The sequence below is a fragment of the Pseudomonadota bacterium genome (genome assembly GCA_026388275.1).
GTDB lineage: Bacteria > Desulfobacterota > Syntrophorhabdia > Syntrophorhabdales > Syntrophorhabdaceae > JAPLKB01.
On record JAPLKB010000024.1, the window covers coordinates 1 to 25,961 of the forward strand.

The 25,961-nt window shown below is 42.5% G+C and carries 23 protein-coding genes; 12 read left to right on the forward strand and 11 right to left on the reverse strand.

Annotated features, from left to right (window positions below; translation table 11 throughout):
* Positions 1 to 240: 240 nt before the first annotated feature.
* The 5 genes from NT010_06675 to NT010_06695 form a co-directional block, all read right to left on the reverse strand.
* Positions 241 to 837 carry an ester cyclase gene (locus NT010_06675; protein ID MCX5805735.1) on the reverse strand — a complete coding sequence of 199 codons (597 nt, stop codon included), beginning with the start codon at positions 835 to 837 and terminating at the stop codon, positions 241 to 243.
* Positions 827 to 979, reverse strand: a complete 153-nt coding sequence (locus tag NT010_06680; GenBank protein MCX5805736.1) for a hypothetical protein — start codon at positions 977 to 979, stop codon at positions 827 to 829. Before NT010_06680 ends, NT010_06675 begins: the two co-directional genes overlap by 11 nt.
* Before the next feature lie 354 nt (positions 980 to 1,333).
* Positions 1,334 to 2,698 (reverse strand): ABC transporter substrate-binding protein, encoded by a 1,365-nt coding sequence (locus tag NT010_06685; protein ID MCX5805737.1) that lies wholly within the window; start codon positions 2,696 to 2,698, stop codon positions 1,334 to 1,336.
* 162 nt (positions 2,699 to 2,860) lie between these two features.
* The gene (locus NT010_06690; protein ID MCX5805738.1) at positions 2,861 to 3,133 is read right to left on the reverse strand and encodes a DUF3467 domain-containing protein; all 273 of its coding nucleotides are present in this window, start codon (positions 3,131 to 3,133) and stop codon (positions 2,861 to 2,863) included.
* A 168-nt stretch (positions 3,134 to 3,301) separates the two neighbouring features.
* Complete coding sequence (locus tag NT010_06695) at positions 3,302 to 5,221, reverse strand: Mur ligase family protein (protein MCX5805739.1); 1,920 nt, start codon at positions 5,219 to 5,221, stop codon at positions 3,302 to 3,304.
* Positions 5,222 to 5,255: 34 nt separating this feature from the next.
* Between NT010_06695 and NT010_06700 the strand changes: the two genes are divergently transcribed.
* Positions 5,256 to 5,462 carry a hypothetical protein gene (locus NT010_06700; protein MCX5805740.1) on the forward strand — a complete coding sequence of 69 codons (207 nt, stop codon included), beginning with the start codon at positions 5,256 to 5,258 and terminating at the stop codon, positions 5,460 to 5,462.
* Positions 5,463 to 5,823: 361 nt separating this feature from the next.
* Positions 5,824 to 6,858, forward strand: a complete 1,035-nt coding sequence (locus tag NT010_06705) for a histone deacetylase (protein MCX5805741.1) — start codon at positions 5,824 to 5,826, stop codon at positions 6,856 to 6,858.
* A gap of 116 nt (positions 6,859 to 6,974) precedes the next feature.
* On the opposite strand, the gene NT010_06710 is transcribed toward NT010_06705, so the two are convergent.
* The 5 genes from NT010_06710 to NT010_06730 all read right to left on the reverse strand — a co-directional run bounded on the left by NT010_06710 (position 6,975) and on the right by NT010_06730 (position 10,683).
* Complete coding sequence (locus tag NT010_06710; GenBank protein MCX5805742.1) at positions 6,975 to 7,253, reverse strand: integration host factor subunit beta; 279 nt, start codon at positions 7,251 to 7,253, stop codon at positions 6,975 to 6,977.
* Positions 7,254 to 7,264: 11 nt separating this feature from the next.
* Complete coding sequence (locus tag NT010_06715; protein MCX5805743.1) at positions 7,265 to 8,086, reverse strand: phosphoribosylformylglycinamidine synthase subunit PurQ; 822 nt, start codon at positions 8,084 to 8,086, stop codon at positions 7,265 to 7,267.
* A gap of 63 nt (positions 8,087 to 8,149) precedes the next feature.
* Entirely contained in the window at positions 8,150 to 8,959 is an 810-nt protein-coding gene (locus NT010_06720) for a cytochrome c biogenesis protein (protein ID MCX5805744.1), read from the reverse strand.
* Entirely contained in the window at positions 8,949 to 10,250 is a 1,302-nt protein-coding gene (locus NT010_06725; protein ID MCX5805745.1) for a cytochrome c biogenesis protein ResB, read from the reverse strand. Before NT010_06725 ends, NT010_06720 begins: the two co-directional genes overlap by 11 nt.
* A gap of 49 nt (positions 10,251 to 10,299) precedes the next feature.
* Positions 10,300 to 10,683, reverse strand: a complete 384-nt coding sequence (locus tag NT010_06730) for a cytochrome c3 family protein (protein MCX5805746.1) — start codon at positions 10,681 to 10,683, stop codon at positions 10,300 to 10,302.
* A 389-nt stretch (positions 10,684 to 11,072) separates the two neighbouring features.
* Between NT010_06730 and NT010_06735 the strand changes: the two genes are divergently transcribed.
* The 8 genes from NT010_06735 to phoU all read left to right on the forward strand — a co-directional run bounded on the left by NT010_06735 (position 11,073) and on the right by phoU (position 19,690).
* The gene (locus tag NT010_06735) at positions 11,073 to 11,753 is read left to right on the forward strand and encodes a response regulator transcription factor (protein MCX5805747.1); all 681 of its coding nucleotides are present in this window, start codon (positions 11,073 to 11,075) and stop codon (positions 11,751 to 11,753) included.
* Complete coding sequence (locus NT010_06740) at positions 11,750 to 13,477, forward strand: ATP-binding protein (GenBank protein ID MCX5805748.1); 1,728 nt, start codon at positions 11,750 to 11,752, stop codon at positions 13,475 to 13,477. The genes NT010_06735 and NT010_06740 overlap by 4 nt, the downstream gene beginning before the upstream one ends.
* 172 nt (positions 13,478 to 13,649) lie before the next feature.
* Positions 13,650 to 14,975, forward strand: a complete 1,326-nt coding sequence (locus NT010_06745) for a putative porin (protein MCX5805749.1) — start codon at positions 13,650 to 13,652, stop codon at positions 14,973 to 14,975.
* Positions 14,976 to 15,271: 296 nt separating this feature from the next.
* Positions 15,272 to 16,321, forward strand: coding sequence for a phosphate ABC transporter substrate-binding protein PstS (gene pstS, locus NT010_06750; GenBank protein ID MCX5805750.1), 1,050 nt, complete (start codon positions 15,272 to 15,274; stop codon positions 16,319 to 16,321).
* 206 nt (positions 16,322 to 16,527) lie between these two features.
* Entirely contained in the window at positions 16,528 to 17,424 is an 897-nt protein-coding gene (gene pstC, locus NT010_06755; protein ID MCX5805751.1) for a phosphate ABC transporter permease subunit PstC, read from the forward strand.
* Entirely contained in the window at positions 17,421 to 18,269 is an 849-nt protein-coding gene (gene pstA, locus NT010_06760) for a phosphate ABC transporter permease PstA (protein ID MCX5805752.1), read from the forward strand. The genes pstC and pstA overlap by 4 nt, the downstream gene beginning before the upstream one ends.
* A complete protein-coding gene (gene pstB / locus NT010_06765; GenBank protein ID MCX5805753.1) occupies positions 18,251 to 19,009 on the forward strand; it encodes a phosphate ABC transporter ATP-binding protein PstB in 759 nt (252 codons plus the stop codon). Before pstA ends, pstB begins: the two co-directional genes overlap by 19 nt.
* 12 nt (positions 19,010 to 19,021) lie before the next feature.
* The gene (gene phoU / locus NT010_06770) at positions 19,022 to 19,690 is read left to right on the forward strand and encodes a phosphate signaling complex protein PhoU (GenBank protein ID MCX5805754.1); all 669 of its coding nucleotides are present in this window, start codon (positions 19,022 to 19,024) and stop codon (positions 19,688 to 19,690) included.
* A 179-nt stretch (positions 19,691 to 19,869) separates the two neighbouring features.
* On the opposite strand, the gene NT010_06775 is transcribed toward phoU, so the two are convergent.
* On the reverse strand, positions 19,870 to 20,592 hold the full coding sequence (locus NT010_06775; protein MCX5805755.1) for a ribonuclease Z: 723 nt from the start codon (positions 20,590 to 20,592) through the stop codon (positions 19,870 to 19,872).
* Between the two features lie 192 nt (positions 20,593 to 20,784).
* Between NT010_06775 and NT010_06780 the strand changes: the two genes are divergently transcribed.
* Together NT010_06780 and NT010_06785 are read left to right on the forward strand one after the other, a co-directional pair.
* A complete protein-coding gene (locus tag NT010_06780; GenBank protein MCX5805756.1) occupies positions 20,785 to 24,300 on the forward strand; it encodes an alpha-amylase family glycosyl hydrolase in 3,516 nt (1,171 codons plus the stop codon).
* Between the two features lie 34 nt (positions 24,301 to 24,334).
* Positions 24,335 to 25,912: a benzoate-CoA ligase family protein gene (locus NT010_06785; GenBank protein MCX5805757.1), complete on the forward strand. Its 1,578-nt coding sequence runs from the start codon at positions 24,335 to 24,337 to the stop codon at positions 25,910 to 25,912.
* The last annotated feature ends 49 nt before the right edge of the window (positions 25,913 to 25,961 follow it).

Consider the following 25,961-nt stretch of genomic DNA (forward strand, 5'->3'; position numbering starts at 1 on the left):
ACCCACGAACTGGCCATCTGATAATGACCGTTCACGCCTTGACCGACCTGACCACCCACACAACCTACCTTTTAAGAAACCTATCAAATTGTATTCCCTTTGTCTATTGGTGTCTTGTATAATAGTACGAGCCCTTGACATGAGACAGACAAATGTATCCGCTATATTTTTTATAAATGTTCCGTAACAAGAGCTGACCCCTTCGATTTCCTTTTTGCTTTCCCTTGAGTGCCTACACTCTTACTGAGCAAGCCCGATCTGCTTCATGAACTCGCCGTTGTCCCAGAAAAGGTATTCCTCGAACATGATCCCATCCTTGTTCCAGTGGCCTATCGTTGCCATCGGGATGCGGTAGGCCTTGCCAGTCGGCTGAATAACCTTGCCGCCCGAGAGAACCATCGGCTTCGTGAAGGTACCCTCAAGCCAGCCGGTCACGGCCGTCCACTTGCCGTCCGCAGTGCCGAACCGGACCGGGTGCTCCTTGATCCGGTTGTCGGGCGCGAACGTCCACATGTACTTCAGGTCCTCGATGTGCGTCTCAATGCCTTTGGTCTGGTGGCCATCGGGCCAGTGTACTACGACATCTTTCGTGTGGCTCTTGTGGAGGTCCTGCCACTGCTGGCCGGTATAGACGCGAAAGTCTAGGTCATCGAAGTTTGCAAGGTTCTTCGCGAGCGCGGGAGGGACTCCCTTAATCTTTGGGGTGGGCTCGCCAACCCGTGTTCCGGGCCAAAGGTCTTTGTCGGCGGCAGTGGCGAGGCAGGCGCCGACCAGCAACGCGGCGGCAAGGCTCACGCCAAGAGCGAAATTTGCAATACGGGTTCGTTTAGTTGTCATTTTTTTCCTCCTTTCTGTTTGGGGCTGTGCGTTCATGGGTCTCGCCTCCTGATCGATCGATAAGGAGCAAGGCTGCGTTACGTGCAAACCTCCTATCAGCCTTTGTTTCGGACCCGATTATCATGATTGATTTTTCATCCATTTCTCGCCCAACATATAATATCCGATGCTCGTTTTTATTAACTTTCTAATATGATATTCCTTGTTTATAAAAAAGACAAATTAAAAATCTATTAATATCATAGGGTAATTAGAATAACTCATTTGTATGAGAATCGCTTTTAGTCGGTAATATCAGCAAAAGCAACACTCGTTTTTTTGGGGCATTTTGTCCACCGTTGCCAGTTGAACTATTGATCAATGGAAAAGAGCAACATAGTGTGTCTTTTAGGAATTAGTTTGTACCTCAGGCAAAAGCCACACAGTGTGCATTTTGGGAAGAAAGCAGTGCCTCTGGCAAAAACCACGCAGTATTGACTTCATAGCAATTTTCATTTCACGGTACCAACCTTGTACGCACAAATTTGATATGCCCGCGCAGTTCGTAGAATTGGTCTGCAAACGAGGCCGGTACTTTCATTCTGTTCACCGCTTCCTCGATATTGTCGAGCCTTTCTATAAGTGCCTGGTGCTTATCCGATACCAATTGCATTTTAAGATCCTGCTCTATCATCAATAGAGCACGGTACCATCTGGAGATGCGCGACTTGAACCGCCATCTGTATACGGCAGGTATGAGCCGCAATCCGGGTATAAACAGCACGATCATGGGTACGAGCACCACAATGATACGGTTCACAAAACTGGCGATCCAGAACGGCAAATAGCGATATAGAAAACCCTTGCCTGATTTGTAGAAGCTACTCGCATCATTGCTTATGCGGATCTCCTGCTCGATCGGCGCGGGGAATTCGCCCTTGCGCCTGAGAAGTCCGGCGCCGGAGTGCACTTCACGTGCAGCATCGAGCAATAAATCGGAGAGCGCTGGATGCAGGTGTTCCTGAGCAATCAGTTCAACTGTCGGAGCGAGCAGGAAGATATCCTGAGCAGGGGTGCCTTTTCCGAAATCTATTGAACCCTTTGGAAGAATAATTTTATTCAGGTAAGTTATGCGTCTTATATAAGCATCAGCCTGTGTAAAATCGAAGAGCTTAATGCCGGGTGCATGCAAAAGTTGGCGTATAAGCTTTGTTGAGACAGAATCACCCATTAGAAATACTGCATCAACCTTGCTATTCAGAATCGCATCTGCTGCTTTGTCGGAGTCCATCTCAAGCAGCTTTGTAAATCCTCCCGGTTCTATGCTGTTGGCTGCGAGCAATTTGAGCGAGAGAATGTTTGTTCCGCTGCCGACCTCGCCTACTGCTACTTGCTTGCCCATTAACTGCGACAGTAGTTCAATGTTAGATTCGCTCCTGTAAAAAACATAAAGTGGTTCATATGAGATGCTGCCCAGAGAAACAAGCTTGTCGGTTTTTATCCCTGCGTTCACCCCGCCTTGCACGAATCCTATGTCCACCTTTGACGAAGGATCAGCAAGCCTCTTGATATTCTCTACAGAGCCTTCAGATGGAAGTATCCTGAGCGTTACGCCGTTTCGCTGGAGTATTTTGCCATATTTTTCCGCTGTCCTGCTGAACATACTGCCATCAGGCCCGCTGGTTATAGTAATGGTATTGGGCGGCGCAAGGTAAAAAAACAGGAATATACCGAGCACAAGAATTACAACAATTGAGATAACAGCGCTTATAACAGCGGCACGGCCGAGGCCAAAGACCTCTGCAAACATAGACTGGAATTTAACAGAAATAGGGGCGCGTTTTGAATTATCAGTTTTTTTTCTCAACCACATCGCTTTCATTCATTTTCCTGCTATTTTATTTATTTTACAAGCAAAAATTCGGGCACCACAGGGACGTCCAGAGCAGTTGCGCTGCTTATGACAGGTAAGTTAAACCTGTGGGAATTGCTCCCTTCACCACTTCTTAACACCATAATTACATCTTCTTCAGAAAAATAAAATCTACTGGACTATAGGATTAGGAGACTCAACAACATTTATTATTCCAAAGGTATTTTCATACTTTTCAAGATTCTCCTGAAGCGCCTGCATGATACGTTTCATGTGACCCGGTGTAACTACGATTCGTGAAACAAGATGCGCACCATTTGGCGACTGCAGAAACCAATCTATAATAAACTCTTCAGGTCCGTGGGCAACTGCCATAGAATTACTGTAGCGGCCCCTTGACATCTCATCCGCTGTATTAATCTGCATTTGTGGTTGATCCGGCATTTATCCTCCTATTGAATATTAATTTTTCCAGTTTTTTCTTTGGACGGTCAGCAGCATGATTGAAAGCACATCATCTGCACTCTGCTGCACTTTGGCCCTCCAACATAACTATCTTTCTATTCTTATATCATGTCTATATAATGTCAATAAAATTCAGTATTACTGGAATTATGAATTCTTCCTTTCCCCGCCGAACAGCTCTACTATTTTCTTTACTAAAGCCGGCAATGACGGGTCCCTTGCTCCCATGACAAGAATGCAATCACCTGATTTAACACCGGCTTTAAGTCCGGTCAGCAGCTCATCGCGGCTGCTCACTGCCTGCGCATTGAACGATACTTTGCCAAGACCGTATATGATATCTTCTGAGGAAATATTTTTTTGGGCAGTACCCCCGGCATAATAAATGGGCAGGAGAAAGAGTGAGTCGTTCTGCCGAAAAACATTTCGAAAGGTTGCAATGTATTCATCCTTTAGGAATCGAGTCGGACCGAATCCATGCGGCTGATATACGGCAATAATACGCTCTGAAAGTCCCCTTGCGGCACTCACAGCAGCCGCAATCTTTGCCGGATTGTGGGCAAAATCATCGACTACATGCACGCCCTGTTCTGTTCTGCTGACAGTAAAGCGTCGGGCCACACCCTCGAAATCTCTTACTGCATCGGCAAGGACCGGCCCCTGGCAGCCTAAATACTCGCAGACACAAAGAGCCGCTCGCAGATTTTCAAGGTTGTGGTTTCCCGGAAGGGGCAAATGATATTCAATGTCTTTTCGAAAAAGCTTGACTGAGATCGGCAGGAGTTCTTCATGATCAGGCCGCCACAAGGCCGGACTGCTACGGCCAAATCTAATTGTTGCCGGAAGAGAAGCAAGAATCGGATCGTCTGAATTGGAAACAGTCCGGGTAGATTTTGAAACAAGCGTTTCAAAAAGCTCTTTTATTTCATCAACACTCTTGTGATCCTTGGAAATATTAAGAATAACAGCGACCTCCGGAGAATATTTGGTCAGCGTTCCATCGCTCTCATCTGCCTCTACTACCAGGAGATCGGAACCGCCGCTCCAGGCATTGCCTATGAGTCCCTGTTTTTCAAGCCTGCGCAAAGGAGCGCCGCTTATGAGAGATGGCGATTTCCCGCATGCTGTCAGGAATTCAAATATCATTGCCGTTACCGTTGATTTACCGCTTGTGCCGGCCACTGCAATCGTCTTTTTCGACGCTATTATCGCGGCAAGCAGATCGGAGCGATGTGCTATGTGAAGACCAAAGGCACGTGCAGCAGTGATATCGGGGTTAGATTCTTCAATGGCCGTTGAGATGCAGATGATATCAATATCCGCACTGACACCTGAACCGTCCTGATTGACGATAGTACACCCAAGCCCTTCAAGCGCTTGACAGATGGCTGCAGTATCCTCGCTGGCAAGCAGGCGATCGGAACCTGAGACAGTTATTCCCTGAAAGCGCAGATATTGTGCAAGGGCGCTCATGCCTGTACCGAAAATGCCGATAAAATGGACACTCCGGCACTGTCTTTTGTCAATAATTATTGGCGGAGCATCGATGTAAACAACTGTGCCTTCCCTGACAATATCAAACAGACGGATGATGTCCTGATTGCGTAAAGCGAGGCATCCGTGCGACAAAGGGCTGCCTACCAGATCCTCCCGGTTGGTGCCGTGGATATAGATACAGCGCTCATAGGAATTCACCCCGCTGCCCTTGTTTATCCCCTCCTCCAGACCTTCCAGCCGGAGAATTCGGGTCAGTATCAGATTGTCTTCCATGGAACTCAGATCCCAATCAACCCCGGTGTCTTTACGTTCTTTAAAAATGCGGCCCGAAGGAGCATTGGCTCCGATTTTCTCAGTAATCCGATGGACGCCGATGGGTGTCCTGAAAGAGTCCTCCCGAATACCATTACCAAAACGTGAGGTAGATGAGTCGAAATGCTCGATGATTCTATCCTTTTCGCAGACAAAGAGCTTTTGCGCCTCAATTGACTGGACGAGAAAAGGCTCTTCCGGGCTGGCCAGTAAGTTCTGTAATTTTTTATAAATACGATTTAATTGAGTGCTTTCCATTCGTTATCTTTTCAAAACCAGGGCATTCTTTTGCATGGAAGAAAAACAAAATACAGATACCATGCCTGAAAAGCTCCCGGGTGACCGGGAGAATCAATGCAAGAAGCCTGCCGTTCTTGTCATCTGCAGAAATCTGTCCTATTCATTACCACCAATACTTCCTATATTTCAAGAAGATTCAAGCCCGGAGTATCCTGTTTCCGGATTTTTTACCAAATATGACAGCTTCGGAGATTTTTAAACAGGATTTATGGAAAATATTAGCTTGAACAAGAAACTGTTCATGTCTATAATGAGTATATTGTGCAGCTATGGACAGCTTATTATGTGGACAGTTTATTAAGGGAATATTTATTTAAAAATATTGGAATATTTCCTCCAATGAACCTCCCCGAAGCAGAGCTTCGAGGAATCAGAAGAATGGGGAACATGATTATTCCCCCTCACCCTGCCCTCTCCCTCAAGGGGCGAGGGAATGTGGTCACCCCGAAGCAGAGCTTCGAGGCAATGTGGTCACCCCGAAGTAAGGCTTCGGGGCATCAATTGATTGAAAATGAATGGTTGCATAAAAGAACTGCAATTTTGTCCGAAAAGGAGCAGCTATGACTATTGGTATAGTAAGAGATGATATTTACCTGGAACATATCACGGATTCATACCATCCTGAGAACCCTGACAGACTGAAAAACATATACTCAATGCTCGATGCCATAGATGACAGCGGTATTGAATATATTTCTCCAAGGATGGCCACGCATGAGGAAATAGCCCTTAACCATGATATGTATTACATTGAATCCATCGCTTCTACAAAAGGCAGGGAGAAAAGGCTTGACCCGGATACAGTAGTATCGCCAAAGTCCTACGAAGCATCATGCATGGCTGTGGGCGGTATGCTGGAGCTTGCGGATAAGATTGTCGCCAATGAAATCAACTCGGGTTTTGCCCTTGTCAGACCGCCTGGACATCATGCTGAACGGAACAGAGCCATGGGGTTCTGTATATTCAACAATGTGGCTGTTTGTGCAAGATATCTTGAAAAAAAGTACAAGTTAAACAGGATTCTTATAGTTGATTTTGATATCCATCATGGAAACGGAACGCAGCACAGTTTTTACCATGATTCTAAAATACTATATTTTTCGACCCATGAATATCCGTACTATCCGGGAACAGGCTGGTATGAAGAAGTGGGTGAGAATGAAGGAAAAGGATATACAGTCAATGTACCTCTTTCGCAAGGCATGGGAGATCCCGATTACTCATATGTCTTTAAAGAAGTCCTGCTGCCGATAGCCGATCTGTTCAAACCTGAAATAGTTCTTGTTTCAGCAGGTTTTGATACACACTACAATGACCCGCTGGGCAGCATGAAAGTTACTGAAGACGGTTTTGCCGAAATGACGGGCATCCTTCTCGATATTGCAAACAGGCATTGTAACGGTAAGATTCTTTTTGCCCTGGAAGGAGGATACGACCTGAAGGGACTTACCGACGCAGTGAGGTCTGTCATACTGGAAATGAAGGGCACTTCAGCATCTGCTTCCAAGGGCAAAAAAGGGAACCCTTCAAACGAAGTTATTTATGTTGTTGAAATGGTAAAGAAAACTCTACGCCCCTACTGGCCTGGATTATAATTATCAAAAGGGTATCCCGGGGCTTGGTCCGGGTACCCTTTTGATGCTATCTTTGAACCTGAATTCTTATAAGGATTGTGAATTTTGGAATTTCAAATCCAAAATCCAAAACAAATTTATTCTTTCCAGATCATCTCTTTAAGCTCTTTGCCTACTTTAAAGTAGGGGAGCTTTTTGGGTTTAACATCTACCAATTGTCCTGTTTTAGGGTTTCTCCCTTTATACGCCTTGTATTGTCTGATGGTAAAACTTCCAAAACCCCTGATTTCCACCCGTTCGCCCTTCACAATGGCCTGTTTTATAGTGTCCACTATTGTGTCAACTGCAACTTTAGCCACCTTCTGGTTTAATTTCAGATCTTCTGCAACTTTGTTGATTATATCAATTTTGTTCATTTAATAACCTCCTATATATTTTCTGTCACATATTTAAATGCATTGTTAAATATTTTTAAACCGTTTTCCTGGTTTATCACATTTTCCCTTGTCCACCTCGGATGCTGAATATAATAGATATAAGCTTCAGGATGGGGCATAAGACCAAATATCCTTCCGCTGGGATCACACAAACCGGCTATAGCTTCAATTGATCCATTGGGATTATACGGATATTCTCCTGTTTCACAACCTTTCTCATCAACATACTGCATCACGATATGTCCGTTTTCTTTCAATAAGTTCAAAGTATTCGTACTTTCCGGTACAAGTTTCCCTTCGCCATGTCTTACAGGCAGATAAATATTATCCATGCCTCTTGTAAAAATACAACTGGAAAATTGATTAGTTTTTAAGCTTACCCATCGGTCTTCAAATCTCCCGGAGTCATTAAATGTGAGGGTAACGGCCTGTTTGCCGTAGTCACTGTATAAACCGGGCAGTAATCCTGTTTTAACAAGAAGTTGAAATCCGTTGCATATACCAAGGATAATTTTACCATCCTTAACAAATTTCACAAGCTCGTCAATAAATCTATCTTCTGAATCCTTTATCTTCTGATATTTCCATTTTACCGCCTGTGCCTTTGCAGACCCGAGATCATCGCCGTCGAGAAATCCACCGGGAAGATGAATAAACATATAGTTATGTATTTCGAGGGCCTTTTCTCTCAGCATATTAATATGCATAAGCTCAGGCTCAAAACCGGCAAGTTTGTGCGCATAAGCAGTTTCATATTCACAGTTAATGCCGTTTCCAAAAAGTATAAGGCTTTTTGGCCTTTTCTTTTTCATATCCTTAATCATCCCTTAACATCTTTCAAACCACTTGATCTGTCTAAATCAATAAACAGTTTTTTATATCATATAACTATGTAACCCGGATAAAATAAAATTTACACCAAAATATGTAAAGATTACACATAAAAAACCAAGTATTGAGAAAAAAGCCATTCTTTTTCCTTTTAAACCCTTCACAAGCCTTGCATGGAGAAAGAGAGCATATACTATCCAGGTAATAAGCGACCATGTTTCTTTAGAGTCCCAGCTCCAGTAAGACCCCCATGCATAGTGCGCCCATACGGCGCCGGTAAGTATTCCTGTGCTGAGCATGGAAAATCCTATGACAACACTGCTGTAGTTTATATTCTCCAGAGTTTCTCTTGGCGGCAGGGTATCTTTACGTTTAAAAAGATACAACAGGCTTGATATAAATGATATGACAAAAGCGGCGTATGCAATAAAACAGGTAAAAACATGTATATGCAGCCAGTTGCTCTGGAGTGCAGGGATAAGAGGCTGGATCGTTTTTTCAACAGATTTGGAAAGAGAGGCATAACCCATAAATAAAAGGGCAATAAGGGATGCCGGCATGGTAATAGCCGGATAAGACAGCTTTTTTTTCATTGCAACAAGTACAAAACATATACACCATGCATAAAAAATCAGGGATTCGTAAAAGTTTGACAAAGGTGCATGCCCTATTCCAAGATTGTATGACTCTGCCCATCTGAACACCAACCCCGCTGTATGCAGCCCGAGCGTTACATAGAAAGCTGCCCATATTACAGAGATGACCTTTTGTTTGTGCGTTGCAAAATAAAGCACATGGAGAAAAAAGATAAAAAGGTACATAAAAGTTGCAAAACCGAGAATTTTATGGCTCATTGGCTGAAAACTCTTTTTTTAATTTTTCAAACTCTTCCCTGAAAGCTTCCTGATTCCTGAACGCATGCCCGGCAACAATTATACCATCAGATGTTTTTCTGATATAAACTTTTCTGTAGTATATGAAAAAATTTATATATAACCCGAAAAGTATAGATGCAAAACCCGTCCACACAACCCATATGCCGGGATCACTGGATACCTCAAGGCCGGTATATAAATCTTCTTTAATATCTTCAAGCCTTATGTTCACACCCTGGATATCCCTCTCTTTCATTCTCTCTACATTTTTTAAAAACCAGACGGTTTTAGTTTCTTCCTGATCCAGATATGCCACCAGCACTCCGGGACCAAAATCATGGACTGCATTTTCAAACCGTACAACCATCAGAATGAGACCGTCTTTTTCATAGGTATCTCTTTCTTTCAGCGCTACCTCCTCGCCGTCAATGTTGAATATAAAATAAGGGACAGCACCATAACTTGACTGATACACATAAATGCCTTTATAGTTCAGGGGGTCATTCACCCTTATATCCTTTTCTGTAATTACTTTGTTGTTTTCAATAACCTCGAGACTGCTTACATAATCTTTCGGCTGACCGCCCGGATAAAAACTCACCCTGAAGTCCTTGCACCTGATGGCAAATCCAGGGTACACCTCTTTTTTGCTGCCACGTACGGTTATTGTACTTTTTGTTTCTCCTTTATTCAAAACAACGAACCCTTTATACCCAAAGACAAGTCCGATTAGACTGCCTGCAAGTATGATAAGTATGCTTAAATGAATTATAAGGGCACCATAGCGGGCAGCAATGCCTTTTTCGAGTACCGCTCCATTTTCTTCTTCATGAATAATCTTATAATGCTTTTTCAATAAGTTTATTCCGTGACCCGCAGATGTTGCTTTTACAGAAAAGTGCATTGGCATAGTTGATAAAACCTGTTCACCAGGCAGGTTTATGGGGTTTTTTTGTGTTTTTTGAAAATGTTTATACCTTCCGAACGTACAGAGACCGAGGTTAACGGCAAAAAGCGCAATAGCTGCGAGAAACCAGGGGCTATGGTACACATCGTCAAGACTAAAGAAACGTATGATTCTGTATGTACTTTCCGAGTAGACGGAAGGATACTCCTCAATATCCGCTTTCTGCTTTATTACAGTCCCGAAGATGGAAGTTATCGCAATAAAGGCAAGTAAAAATATAGTCAGCTTCGGCGATGTTAGTAGTTTATAGATATTATTGCCCCGCTGGTTCGTACCCGGAAGCTTGCTTCGAGATAATTTCATTTTATTATTTCACATCCAATACTACTACGTACACTTGCAGCAGAGTGATTCATTTTCTATGACACTCAATACACTGTACCGGGGCTTTAATGCCCTTTGTTAAGCTTTCCTTGTGGCAGGTTATGCACATTTTATGAAAAACCATTTTTGCCGCAGGCGCATTATTTCCTGTAACTTTTACGGAATGGCATTTGAGACACCCCTGAGGTTCTTTCGGGTTGTCGTCTTTATGATGGCAGACAGCACAGTCGATCTTCGATTTTTCAGTATGCGTTTTATGCGAGAATGTAACCGGAGGCAACTTCCCGCCCTCAACTCCAATCGTAAGGGGCTCAGCAGGGGCCTTTGTCTGTGCGAATGAAAGGCCGGATGGGCATAAAAGGAAGGCAGATATGATAAAAATATTTGTACAAACGATATATTTGCCTCTCATGGTCACCTCGTAAAATTCTACAGCATCTTACCCGAACCCCGGCTTTTTTCTTGTCAGGTTAGATATATCGCAAAAATGATTTTTGCCTTACCATATGTTCAACAGGATTAAATTATCCCGGAAAACTGACATCTCAAGGTCTTGAAACTCCACATAATATCCTGTTAAACACAATTAAGTCAATGGTTTTCAGCAAACATGGATATGTTTAAATCTTTCTTTTTATAAAAGCATAGCATCCGGACAAATGTGATTATAAAGAATGAAAAAGCTATGATTGCCGGGATCAGGATTCAATATTGCCATAAATTGCTTTAAGAGAAATATTTTGAGAATATTAACAATAAGTAATATAATCAGAAAAAATACTTTTAGGAGAAATCTTTGTGATACAAAAAATGATTGCCATCGTAGATGATGAACCGGATATAGTGGAGCTTGTTTCGCTGCATCTCAAAAATGCAGGTTTCAGAACAAAAGAATTTATTGACGTTGAGAGCTTCTATAAGTTTCTTGGAGCTGAAACCCCTGATCTTATCATACTGGATCTGATGCTGCCTGATACGGATGGATTTGAAGTGTGCAAATTGCTTAAGAGAAATGACCGATATGCTTCTATTCCTGTTATTATGCTTACGGCAAAGACGGAGGAGACCGAGAAGGTCCTCGGTCTTGAACTTGGCGCTGATGATTATGTAACAAAACCTTTTTCACCAAGAGAACTTGTGGCACGGATAAAGGCAGTATTAAGAAGAAACAAACCGAAAGAAGAAACAAAAATAATCAGTATAGGCGATATTTTAAACATAGATTTGGAAAGATATGAAGTTGAAGTTGAAGGTAAAAAAATAGAATTAACAACAACTGAATTCAAGATCTTACAGCTTCTTGCTTTAAAAAAGGGGAGAATTCAGAGTAGAGAACAGATTCTGGACCATCTCTGGGGCCAGGAAAAGACCGTCATAGACAGAACCATAGATGTGCATATAAGGCATCTCAGGGAGAAACTGGAAAATGCGGCAATATTTATTAAAAACATAAGAGGTCTCGGGTACAGGATAGAAGAATGAAAAAATCGATATTCTTAAAGATATTCGGTTGTTTTTTATTGATAACCCTTATTATGTCCGGGCTTATTCTGGCTTTTTCTTTTACGGCAGTAAAAGATTATTATATAGAATCAACTGCAAACCATTTAAAAAATCTCGGGATTGCTCTGGAAGAACAGATTAAACCCTTTTTAGAGAAAAACGATATTAGAGAGTTGAATGCCCTTGCCAGAAAATTGGGGGGCAAAATTCACACAAGAGTTACCATTGTCGCTCCAAACGGCACAGTCCTCGCCGATTCAGAAGAAAATCCGGAATTGATGGTAAATCATGGAACAAGACCAGAGATAGCCCAGGCTGTGGAAGGCAAGACAGGAAGGTTTCTGCGTGAAAGTGAAACATTAAAAAAACAGATGCTTTATATTGCCCTTCCTGTTAAAAAGAATGATAAAACAATAGGGGTTATAAGGTTAAGCCTGTTCCTGAAAGATATAAATGCAATAATCGACCATGCCAGAATGAGAATTCTGGAAATATCTTCATTAATAATTGCCTTATCCCTATTTATATCTTTCATGTTTGCAAGAAGTCTATCAAAACCCATTAAGGAATTAAGTGCTGTTTCACGAAGAATTGCCGATGAAGATTTCAGCGCCAGGGTATTTTTGAAAAGCAACGATGAGTTACGGGAGCTTGCAGACAGTTTTAACAGTATGGCAGCTCGAATTAAAGCACTCTTTGATGAGCTGACAAGACAGAAAGAAGAGCTGGACAGCGTTATATCGTCCCTTCAGGAAGGCATCCTTGTTTTAAACAGAGAAGAAGAAATCGTACTGAGCAACAACAGTTTCAGAAAGATTATCGGGAGCGACCTTGCTGAAGGAAGGCTGTACTGGGAATGTTTCAGAGCCCCTCAGTTTGATGAACTCATAAAAAAGACAAAAGACACAAAAACCAATATCTCTGAAGAGATTTCCTTTAACAATAAAACTTTCTTGTGCAGCGCAACCTTCCTTGGCGCAAAGGAAGAAATAGCAGTCATCTTTCATGATATTACCAGCATAAGGGATTTGGAAAAGATTAAAACAGACTTTGTTTCCAATATCTCCCATGAGCTTCGCACCCCCCTGACCGCCATAAAAGGTTTCGTGGAAACGCTGCAGGATAAGGTTGTTTCTGAAGAAAACCGGCATTATCTGGATATTGTTCGCCGAAATACGGATAGACTGATCAATATAATCAATGACCTGCTGTTCCTGTCCGAACTGGAAGAAAAAAGCATGGAGCTTGTGCCCGCAGAGGTAGACCTGAAGGTTCTTCTTGAAAGCATAACAAGGATTTTTGAACAAAAATTAAAAGAAAAATCCCTGTCCTTACACATGGATATCAGCGCCAACCTACCGCTTATAAAAGCCGATCCCTTCAAGCTGGAACAAATGTTTATAAACCTGATAGACAATGCGATTAAGTATACGGAAAAGGGAAGTATAAAAATATCTCTAAAAGAAAAAGAGGGCAAGATCGAAATCGTCATAGAGGACACAGGAATAGGTATTACAAATGAACATTTATCAAGAATATTTGAGCGGTTTTATGTTGTTGACAAATCCCGTTCCAAGAAACTCGGCGGAACAGGCCTTGGGCTTTCCATTGTAAAGCATGTTGTTATGCTTCATAACGGATTTATAGATGTAAAAAGCACCCATGGCAGCGGCACAAAATTCATCATTGAACTGCCGTTATGAAATTGCTGTTAAACTTCTTTAATTTCGTTACCATATGATTCAGTTTTAACCGAATATCAATACTTTAATCCAAACAAGTTAACCAAAAAATAATAATTCTTTAATATCAAATTAACAAAGCACCGTTACAATTCTACTACAATATTAAACAATATTATAAAGGAGAAAAGAGATGAAAAAATGGTTTTATGCTTTGACAGGTTTATTTATTGCAATCTTCTGCACACAATCAGCATATGGAGCAAGCAGTGAGATGGAAGTTTTGTTGAAGATACTTGAAAAGAAGGGGATCATAACCTATTCAGAGGCTGAAACTATTGCAAAAGAAACTAAGGAGATTGCCGCTAAAGAAGAAGCAAAGGCCAAAGAGACATTGGCAAAGACAGATGAAGCAAAGAAGGTATTGGAAATACCGGATTGGCTAAAGAATACGAAATTTAAGGGTGACCTCAGGCTGCGCGGGGAGCTTTCTGACAAGGCCGAGACATCGTCCGGTACGAGAGAAAGGGAACGGTATAGATTGAGACTGGGCGCTGAGACGGTAATAACCGACCAGGTTACGGTAGGCGTTGGTCTTGGCAGTGGAGAATATGCCAGTACTTTAGCAGGCGCAAACGGCAATGCGCGCTCACAAAATCAGACAATGAGCGATGCCTTTACCAGGAAACCCATCTGGATAGACTATGCATACGCCAGGTACCAACCAGCAAAGTGGTTTTCCATCATAGGCGGTAAGTTCAATAACCCTGTATGGCAGCCCTCCGACTTTCTTCTAACCAATGACATAAACCCTGAAGGTATTGCGATCAAACTGAGCGGTACCGTATCTCCCTACGTCGATCTCTTTTTTGACGGAGCATTTTATCTCCTTTCAGAGAGAACATCCGATCCCGATGCCATCATGTATGTGGCCCAGCCCGGCATTAAGCTTAATTTCACCAAGGATGCATCCCTGAAACTCACTGCCGGATACAACGGCTTCGCAAATGTCACAAGATTTTCTACTCTTACAGGGACAACAAACCAGAATACGGTCACGGCCGGGAAGGGGTACACCTATGAGTACAATTCATATGCCTTCGGCGCTGAGCTGGGATTCAAGGATCCATTCGGATCAAAGATAATACCATATCTCGGCATTCTGGGCGGATATGTTACCAACCCTGATCCCATACGGGACAACAAGGGATATCTTGCCGGATTCAACATAGGATACCCCAGCTTGGCAAAGTTTGCTGACTGGAACGTCGAGTACACATTCCGCAGGTATGAAAGAGATGCCATACTCGACATATTCCCTGACGCAAGCTTCTACGGCGGCGCCACGAATTCTATGGGTCACAGGATTAAGACTGCCTTCGGCTTAACGAAAAATATCAGTCTCGGGCTGAATTACTACAATACCTGGGCAGTCCGACCGGTTCGATCTGCCGCTAATAGAAATGGCAACCCGGCTACCGAACACTTGGGGCAGTTGGATTTTCTCTTCAAGTTTTGAAAGCAATATCATAAACAGGGGTTAAGCTTATATCTTATATTGTTTCTCCATCAACTCTTATTAAAGAATTTAAAAACTATGAGTCAATCAAGTGTTCCGGCAAGCAGATAGGTTTATAGGCTTGCTGGAACATAATATAATGTTTTATCTACAAACGATGGTCTTTATAAAAGATGCTATAAAATATTTGATGTCGGACATTAAGTTAACCGAAACTTAACATTTCTTTAACGCTCTATTAACAATCTTTCATTATAATATTATCATAAATATTTCAAAAGGAGGATGTATAATAAATGAAAACTATCTTTAAAATGTTCCTAGTGATAACATTACTGTCTTTCGTATTTTCAAATGCTTCATTTGCGAAAGAAGAGGAATTGTTAGGCGCTGGTGCTACATTTCCCCAGCCGCTCTATTCAAAAATGTTCGATGCATACAACCAGCAATACAAAGTTAAAGTCAATTACCAGGGTATTGGCTCAGGCGGAGGGATTAACCAGCTAACCAAAAAAACAGTGGATTTCGGCGGGACCGATGCATTCATGACTGATAAAGAACTTCAAGAAGCGGGTACTCCGGTGCTCCATATTCCCACGAGTCTTGGCGCTGTTGTCGTAACCTATAATTTATCCGGGAATCCTAAACTGAATTTTACACCTGATCTGATAGCAGATATTTTTCTCGGCAAGATTAAAAAGTGGAATGATCCGAAGATCTTGTCAATAAATCCCGGGATAAAACTGCCGAATCTAACAATCAGCGTTGTCCGTCGTGCTGACGGAAGCGGAACGACTTATATATTCAGCGAATATTTAAGCAAGGTGAGCAAGGAATGGAAAGAGAAAATCGGCACAGGAAAATCCCTTAACTGGCCTGAAGGTCATATCGGTCAGAAAGGTAATCCGGGTGTAGCCGGATATGTGAAACAAACGCCCGGCTCAATAGGTTATATAGAACTCTTGTATGCATTGCAGAATAAAATGGCTTTCGGGAATATCAAAAACAAATCAGGCAAGTTTGTAGAACCCACAATAAAATCAGTGAGCGCAGCAGCTAATGTTAAAATTCCAAATGATACAAACGTTTCCCTGACAGACACTGGTGCAAGCGAAGGCTATCCCATAAGCGGTTTTACATGGCTTATATTCTATAAAGAACAAAACTACGGCAGCAGGACTAAAGAAAAGGCTGAGGCCCTTACAAAGCTCTTATTATGGGTTATAAAGGATGGTCAGAAATTTGTGGAGCCTCTCCAGTATTCCCCATTGTCCAAAGAGGCTGCGGCAAAATCCGAGAAAATAATAAAGTCGCTGACATATAATGGAGCGCAGATACTCAAGTAGTTTCCGTCCGGAAAGGGTCATTTTCCGCCCTGGCGGCGTCAATCCGCGGTTTTGCTTGTGCGGCGTACGTGTTGTACGCCTCCGCGCAATCCCTTGACTTCCTTGCCAGAACAAAAAAATCCTTCTTTCCGATACTGAAACCGATATTTTCTCATCCGGGATATCCAGATGTAAACTAAGTCAGGGCTGTTCTTATGCAAAATAGAATGAAAAGTAACATTGATAAATCGGAGAAAGTGTTCCAGGGAGTCCTTGCTTTTTCAGCAATAATAATTGTTGTGCTGCTTCTCGCTGTTTTTCTCACGCTTGCAGTTTCGTCCCTGTCCTCTGTAAAGGTCTTCGGTCTTAAATTCTTTTTTGGAAAGACCTGGGATGTTTCGGCGGAAAAGTTCGGAGCCTTCCCATTTCTTGTCGGGACTCTTTTAACATCATTTTTATCCCTGCTTATTTCTATTCCATTTTCCATCTCAATCTCCATTTTCCTTGGTGAATATTTCAAGGAAGGTCCGGTCTCAACGTTTCTGAGAAGTTCCATAGAAGTGCTGGCCGGCATACCCTCTGTTATATACGGCCTGTGGGGTTTATTTCTTCTTGTACCCCTTGTAAGATCGTTGGAAAATATATTCGGTGTAGCCCCTCATGGAGTAGGGATACTCGCATCGGCCCTTATACTTGCTATTATGATAATCCCTTTTTCAGCTTCAATAGGCCGGGAGGTCGTAACACTTGTTCCTTCTGATTTAAAGGAAGCCGCCTATTCACTTGGCGCAACAAGATTTGAGGTAATAAAAAACATTATTATCCCCTATGCGCGGTCAGGCATACTTGCAGGGATTTTGTTGGCTCTTGGAAGGGCAATCGGCGAAACAATGGCTGTGACCATGCTTATCGGGAACAGCAATTTTCTGCCCACAGGTATTTTCAGCCCTGCCAATACCATGGCAAGCGTTATTGCCAATGAATTTGCCGAAGCAACAGGAGTAACGGCATCATCACTTATTTATATCGGGCTTGTACTTTTTCTTGTAACAACGGTTGTTAACATCATCGGTATTCATGTAATCAGGAAAATAAGCCTTGAAACATCTAAAGAGGTGACATGATGGAAAGCCATTTGAAAAAAAGGATTTTTAAGGACAGGCTTTTTAAATATCTTGTCGTATTATTTGCATTCATATCGATCCTTCCGCTTCTGCTTATACTTTACTACATTACGAGAAACGGTATTGCAGTAATCAACTGGGAGTTTCTCACGCAACTCCCCAAGCCCTTCGGTGAAGCAGGAGGAGGTATTTATAACGCTATAATCGGAACTTTTTTTCTAATTATCCTTTCCAGTGTTTTATCTATACCTTTCGGTATTTCAGCGGGTATTTACCTTTCCGAGAAAAGTGAAGGAAAGATTGCCCATATGGTCAGATTGTGTGTTGTTGTCCTGCAGGGCACGCCGTCAATCGTGATAGGCATTGTTGTATATATGTGGTTTGTAGCACCTTTTAAGGGTTTCTCTGCTTTATCAGGCGGCATTGCCCTGTCCATCATGATGCTGCCCGTTATTATTAAAACAACTGAAGAAACGCTTAAGCTGATGCCTTATACACTTAAAGAGGCATCTCTTGCCCTTGGCGTGCCTTACTACAAGACAATCCTGAAAGTCATCCTGCCAACAGGCGTGAGCGGTATTCTTACAGGTATACTGCTGAGTGTTGCAAGAATTACCGGCGAGACAGCGCCGCTCCTTTTTACTGCTTTCGGGAATCAGTTTATGAATTATAATATTTTCAAACCTATGGATTCACTGCCCTATCGTATCTTCTATTACGCTATGAGTCCCTACCCGGAATGGCATGCCTTTGCCTGGGGGGCCTCTTTTATTCTTGTGGCAGTAGTCCTTGGTTTCAATCTCATTGCAAGGGGAATAGCTATTAAATGGAAAGTTCAGTTCTAACTGTTAAAGATTTCAGTGCCTTTTTCGGCGACAACAGGATATTGAAGGATATCAATATTTCAATTTCGGATAATCTTGTTACTGCACTGATGGGCCCTTCAGGATGCGGTAAGACTACCCTTATCAGATGTGTGAACAGGATGCATGAACTTATCCCCGGAGCAAAGGTATCCGGGAAGATATATTTAAGGGGCGATGATGTCTACTCTATGGAACCCATCTTATTGAGAAGAAAAATAGGCATGGTCTTCCAGAAGCCGAACCCTTTCCCTATGATGAGCATCTACGATAATGTCATTGCGGGGTATAAATTGAACGGCATCCGGCTCAGGAAGGGTGAGTTCGATACGATTGTTGAAAAATCATTGAAAGGCGCTGCTCTTTGGAATGAAGTGAAAGATGCGCTTTACAGGAAAGGCACCTTTCTGTCAGGAGGACAACAGCAGCGGCTATGCATTGCCCGTGCCCTTGCCATGAACCCGGAAATACTGCTTCTCGATGAACCTACTTCAGCATTAGACCCGAAATCAACTGCTCATATTGAAGAGCTCATCGTCGAACTAAAAAAGAATGTGACCATGCTTCTTGTTACCCATAATATTGCCCAGGCGGCAAGAGTGTCTGATTTTACCGCTTTTATTTACCTGGGCGAACTTATAGAATTCGGTCCAACTGAAAAAATGTTTACCGTGCCGAAGGATAAGCGGACCGAAGAATATCTCACAGGAAAATTCGGATAGGAGACAGATGGAATGTTAGGTGAAAAGATAAAAGAACTACGAAGAGAACTTATAGAATATGCCACATTTGTCGAGAATATGATCGACAAAAGTATTAATGGTCTTCTCAGCAAAGATCGGGAACAGCTCGATGAAGTTATAGAAAAGGATGAGCCGAAGGCAAATGAAACGGAAATCATACTGGATGAACTATGCACCGGGATGATTGCTCAGTATCAGCCGAAAGCAAAGGATTTAAGGACAATACTTATGGTTTTGAAGATAAATAACGATCTCGAAAGGATTGCCGACTATGCGGTAAATATCTCCAAAAGCGCACTTTTCCTGATAGATCGCCCACAGGTAAAACCATTGACAGACACACCTAAAATGGCGGAAGAATCAGTAAAAATGTTGAAAGACAGCATCAGCTCATACATAAATGAGGATCCGGTGCTTGCGCAAAATGTATGCGAAAGGGACAGTGTTGTTGATGAACTGGGAAATAAGATTTTACAGGAACTTATTACATTGATGGCAGCAGATCCTTCTAAAATAGAGCGTTCCCTCCATCTTCTGAAAATAGCCAGAAGCCTTGAGCGTATTGCCGATCTTTCAACGAATATCTGTGAAGATGTCATATTTATGGTTGAGGGAGAAGTTATAAAACACAATATATTTGACAAGAGTATTCCGATGTAATCAAAGATTCGTACATCATTTCTTCGGGATTACGATCAATTGCCATTCAAGGTAAAGCTCTTTGCGGCTGAACATTTTGTTCTCATATATTAAGATCTGAGATGTTTCCTCGAATGCAACGGCTTATTCCTGACGATATGAAGTTACAGCAAAAAGTATATTTCAATGTCAGAATCAGATTATAGCGTAATCTCCAGACCATCTTCTGCAATAAGATAAGGTTTGTGTAAGATACCTTTAAAAGTATCCCATTCCGGATAGAGGTGTGAAAGAATTACTTTTTCCGGTTGAGCCTGTTTTACCATCTTTTCCAGGACACTTAAATTGATATGACCCTTTACTTTTCTTTCAGGAAAAGAACATTCCGTTATAAGGAGATCCGCTCTATAAGCAAGTTTCATGAGATTTTTCGAATAATCGGTATCACCTGAAAAGACAACTCTTTTTACCTTTTCAAAGCTGATGCCGATGCTCTCTTTGTTATGGTTTACCTTTGCAGCCCTGATAAGCACATCATTTACTTCCTCCTGTCCCCGATAAATACTTTTCAGCATCATTTTATAGGACTTCGGGGAAATCCATGGATAAACATTCAGCAATCCCTTATAGAATTTATGTATGCCAGGCCCTCCGAAAACCCTGAGAGGTTCTGTCCTTGGTTTTATCCCATAGTTGCAGGCAAATAAAAAGGTTGATAAATCCGCTGTATGGTCAACATGAAAATGAGTAAGCACAATCACATCAATATCATTTACAGAATAACCATACTCAAGGAGCCTTCTAACTACAGAAGGCCCAATGTCTACAAGTATCTTTTGTCCTTCGGTTATAATAAGATAAGCAGATGAACCTCTATTGAGCGAAGGTATAGATGTGCCTGTCCCAAGAATGATAATCTTCATTTTGATAGCTATCCCTTTATAATATAGCCCCTTTTATAGCACAAATATCCTTTGAGAAAAACCAAAAAACATCCTCATATAGTATATAGGAGAAAGAAATATGTTTCCGTTTTATCAGAAAAACGTCAAAAATATTTTGTTTTTAATGGCCTGTTGACTGCTATGCGCACCTGTGTTAGCATGTGCCAATATATGGCCCGATACTCAACAATGGAATTTCATATATCCCGTACTGCAAGAGACCGCTACCGGTTCGATGATACCCTTTTCTCCATAACCGGCAATGTAATTTTTGCAAATTTTCATGCTGCACGCATATTTGCCCAGAAAATGAACCAAAAAAGAGACCTGGCTAATTTTCCGGAGCAGGCTGTTAAAGCAGGACATATCAATGCGATGGGGTTGATAGACGAGATACTTCATCACGTGGTTAAACTTTATTGCGAGCAAGTAAACCCGGAAGTCATGGGAAGATCCCTTGATTGGCTATATCAAAGACATGGACAGGAAAAGGTGGACAAGGCTCTGCATGCTTTTGCTGTTGAGTTTCCCACTGTTGCCGTATACAGGCAGGAAATTACTGTTGAAGCTTATCTCAATGAAACAATAGCCGGCATCCCGAACCGGCATTTAGTGCTGGAAGAAATGCTTATGCTCTGGCTTGCAAATATGAACCCGGCATTTTTACCTTTTTCTGAACTTTTTAATGATATTGCAATAAAAAAAGAAACAATCTATCTTGAAATTATTTCCGATTTAAAAATATTTATAGACAGTCAGCCGGGATTCGGTCCTGATAATCAAAATCTTATCGACATGCTTCGCAGCCCGGCAATCGAGGTTCCACATTCTTTGCAGGGACAGCTTGAATATATCAGGGAACGTTGGGGCAAACTCATACACAAGTTTGTACGCCGGATGCTCAGTACATTTGATCTCATAAAGGAAGAAGAAAAGATACCTTTTACAGGCCCCGGACCTTCCAGGCGCTTTGAATTCACCGACCTGGCCGGATTAGTAGGGCTTGCCGAAACCGAACGTTTCAGTCCAGACAGGGATTGGATGCCAAGACTGATCCTTATTGCAAAGAATATTTATGTATGGCTTGATCAGCTTTCGAAAAAATATGGTCACCCCGTTACCCGCCTTGACCATATCCCGGATGAAGAGTTAAGCCGTTTGAAAAATCAGGGATTTACAGGTTTATGGTTAATCGGCATCTGGGAACGCAGCCAGGTTTCACAGAAAATCAAACAGTTATGCGGCAACCCCGATGCGGTGCCGTCGGCATACTCCCTCTTTGATTATGTAATTGCAGCAGACCTTGGAGGAGAGGAAGCCTACGAAATACTTAAGAACAGGGCATGGGAAAAAGGTATACGCCTTGCCAGCGATATGGTGCCCAACCACGTCGGTATCTATTCAAAATGGTTGATAGAACACCCTGACTGGTTTATCTCGTTAGATTACAACCCCTTCCCCTGGTATGCCTTTAATGGTCAGGATTTATCGACTGATGAGAGAGTGGGTATAAATATTGAGGATCATTACTATAATCGTACCGATGCTGCAGTTGTATTCAAACGCACTGACCGTTGGACCGGCAGCGAAAAATACGTGTATCACGGCAATGACGGGACAAGCATGCCCTGGAATGATACGGCGCAACTCAATTATCTCAACCCGGAAGTCCGGGAGGCAATGATCCGGACAATCCTGTATGTTGCAGGCAAATTTCCTGTTATCCGTTTTGATGCAGCAATGACATTAACGAAAAAGCACTATCAGCGCCTCTGGTTTCCTGAACCTGGTTCAGGCGGGGCCATACCCACACGGGCAGAATACGGTCTCACAAAAGGCGAATTTAATGCTCTTATGCCGGAGGAATTCTGGCGTGAAGTGGTAGACAGGGTTGCAGCCGAAGCACCGGACACCCTGCTGCTGGCGGAAGCCTTCTGGCTATTGGAAGGATATTTTGTCCGCACCCTCGGTATGCACCGGGTATATAACAGCGCCTTTATGAATATGCTAAGAGATGAAGACAACGCCGGATACCGCGCTGTAATGAAAAAAATCCTTGAATTTGATCCGGAAATACTGCGGAGATTTGTCAACTTTATGAATAACCCTGATGAACGTACAGCTGTTGACCAGTTTGGAAAAGATAATAAATATTTTGGTGTGTGTATTTTAATGGCAACCATGCCTGGTTTGCCTATGTTCGGCCACGGCCAGATTGAAGGATTTGCAGAAAAATATGGGATGGAGTACAGGCGGGCATACAAGGATGAAGCACCTGACCCATATCTTCTTGAAAGACACTGGCGCGAAATTTTTCCGCTCCTCCATATGCGATACCTTTTTGCCGGAGTAGAATATTTTCTTTTATACGACTTTTTCACAAACAGCGGCTACGTTAATGAAGATGTTTTTGCATACTCAAACAGGTTTGAAAACGAGGCATCCCTTGTTGTTTACCACAATAAAAACGATATTGTGAGCGGGTGGATAAAAACCTCTGCATCGTATTCTGTCAAAAAAGAATCTGATAATACACGCGAACTACTGCAAAAAAACGTGGGCAACGGCCTTGCCCTTGGAACAGACCGGGGCCGTTTTACAATCTTCCGTGACCATATTTCCAACCTCGAATATATCCGGGAAAACAGGGAGATTCATGAAAAAGGGCTTTACATTGAACTTGGCCATTATACATGCCATGTTTTCACTGACTTTCATGAAGTTTATGATAATGAATGGCACCATTATTCCAGTTTGAATGCAAACCTCGGAGGATTGGGAGTTGTCAGCATCGAAGAAGAATTAAAGAAGATATTGATGCTGCCCATGCATAACTCCTTCAGGGATCTAATCAATGCCGACACCTTCCGGAAGGTTTCGGATATATATATGAAATCTTCCATGCAAAAAACAAAAACCCTACCACAACCATTTATTACAGAAACTGCTCAAAAAATTGTTAACTTTCTCAGCGAAATAAAAAAATATACCGGCAGTTCCGGCAATGAGAAATTAATTGCCGATGAAATTACACACGCCCTGGAAATAGTCCTCCAGATACCTGCCCTCCAGCGCAGCCTTGAAGCAACGGCACCTGAAACATATAAAAAAGCGCTCAGATATATGCATCGCAGGCTGGTAAAAGATCAAAACATATTGCATGTCCTCTGCGGCTGGTTATTTACCTTTAACCTGGGGAAGATCAATAAGGAAACAGACTATGAAGAATTGAGCCTTATCTGGATGGATGAATTACTTTTTTGGCAGATTATGGAAGATACATTTAAAAACCTCGGGTTTGACAAGGAGCATGTGTCGCAATCCTTGACGATGATAAAGACTCTCAATACCTGTCAACACTGGTACAGAGCAACAAAAGAAGAAATAATAAGCTCTGTCATGGAACATATATTGAGCGATAGTGATATCAGACAACTTATACAAATAAACAATTACAAAGATGTTCTATGGTTCAGCAAAGAGGCATTTGAGCAGCTTCTGCTTTATATGTTACTAATCGCTGTAATTAACTTTTTTACAGATTCGCAGAAAACAGAGACAGAACGTATCGGAGAAATCACAGGATGTTATAATCTCTTAAAAGAATTGCTACTTACTGCCGAGCAGTCAGGGTATCAGGTGGAAAAAATGCTGGAGATATTAGAGTCTCAATTAAAGTCTCAATAAATTACCACGGGCAAACCGTGAAAAGGAGGGAATTATGATTCACGGAGGTTCAGCAGAATTCTTCAACGCAGCAGATTATTTTGTTGACCGGAATGTGCGCCAGGGTCGGGGTCATAAGGTTGCCGTTTATACTGAATTACGCAACTACACTTACAATGATATCCAGAAAATGACCAATAAAACAGCAAATGCATTACGCGAGCTGGGAGTTCGCGTTGACGACCGCGTCATAATGATCATGCTGGATGTTCCACAGTTTTATGCCATATTCTATGGCGCCATCAAAATAGGGGCTGTACCTATACCTACCAATACGATGCTCACACCTGAGGATTATGAGTATTACCTGAACGACAGCAGGGCAAGAGTCCTTGTGGTTTCTGAGCAGCTTATTCCTGTTATCGCAAAAATAAAGGGGGATCTCCGTTATCTCCGCGATATGATTGTAATCTCGGAAAAAGATGGAGCCTTTATACCCTTTAAACAGAAATACAGACATGCGCCGGAAACCATTAAAACAGAGTTTACCATGAAAGACGATGTCGGTTTCTGGCTTTACAGCTCAGGGTCAACAGGCGCTCCTAAGGGTGCCATACACTCACAATATGATATGGTGGCAGTTTCAGAGTCCTTTGGCCAGGGCGTACTGAAACTTACAGAAGATGACATCCTTTTCTCGGCAGCACGGCTCTTCTTTGCCTACGGTCTCGGTAATTCAGGATATTTGCCATTATCTGTGGGCGCTTCGGTTGTACTTAGCTCACAGTCACCTAAACCCGAAGGTATGTTCCAATACCTTGAAAAGTTCCGCCCCACCATTTTCTTCGGCATACCGACGCTTTACGGTCAAATGCTGGAGTACAAAGAAAGACAGGACGAGGAAAAGGGCACTGCGCCTGATCCTAACGCGAATCATGAGTTTTCATCCGTCCGCATCTGTGTTTCAGCAGGAGAGGCGCTGCCTCCGGATATCTACCATCGCTGGAAAAAACGTTTCGGTATTGACATCATTGACGGAATTGGCACAACAGAGATGCTCCATATATTCATCGCAAACCTTCCAGGCCAAGTAAGGCCGGGCTCTACAGGAAAACCTGTACCCGGCTATGAACTGAAAATTGTGGACGATAACGGTCAGGACATTCCTCAAGGAGAAATAGGTATGCTCCTAGTCAAAGGGGGGAGCGCAGCCCAGCAGTACTGGAGAAAGCGGGAAAAGACAAAAGCCACCATGCAGGGTGAGTGGATCAATACAGGCGATAAATATTACATGGATGAAGAAGGCTACTACTTCTGTGCAGGTCGCGGCGACGACATGCTGAAGGTAGGCGGCATCTGGGTCTCGCCTGTTGAGGTTGAGAATTGTATTATGGGACATCCGGCCGTATTCGAAGTTGCTGTAACAGCCAAGAATGATGAAAACAGCCTCGTAAAACCAAAGGCATGGGTTGTACTGAAAGATGGTCATAATGCATCTGAGGAATTAGAGAAGGATATCAAACAGTGGGTGTTGGACCGCCTGGCCAAGTATAAGTATCCACGGTGGGTTGAATTTGTCGATGAACTCCCGAAAAGCGTAACAGGTAAGATACAGAGGTTTAAACTCCGTTAGGAGGATTTAGGGACAGAAGGACGTCCCGGTCTCCACCGGGATGGCATCA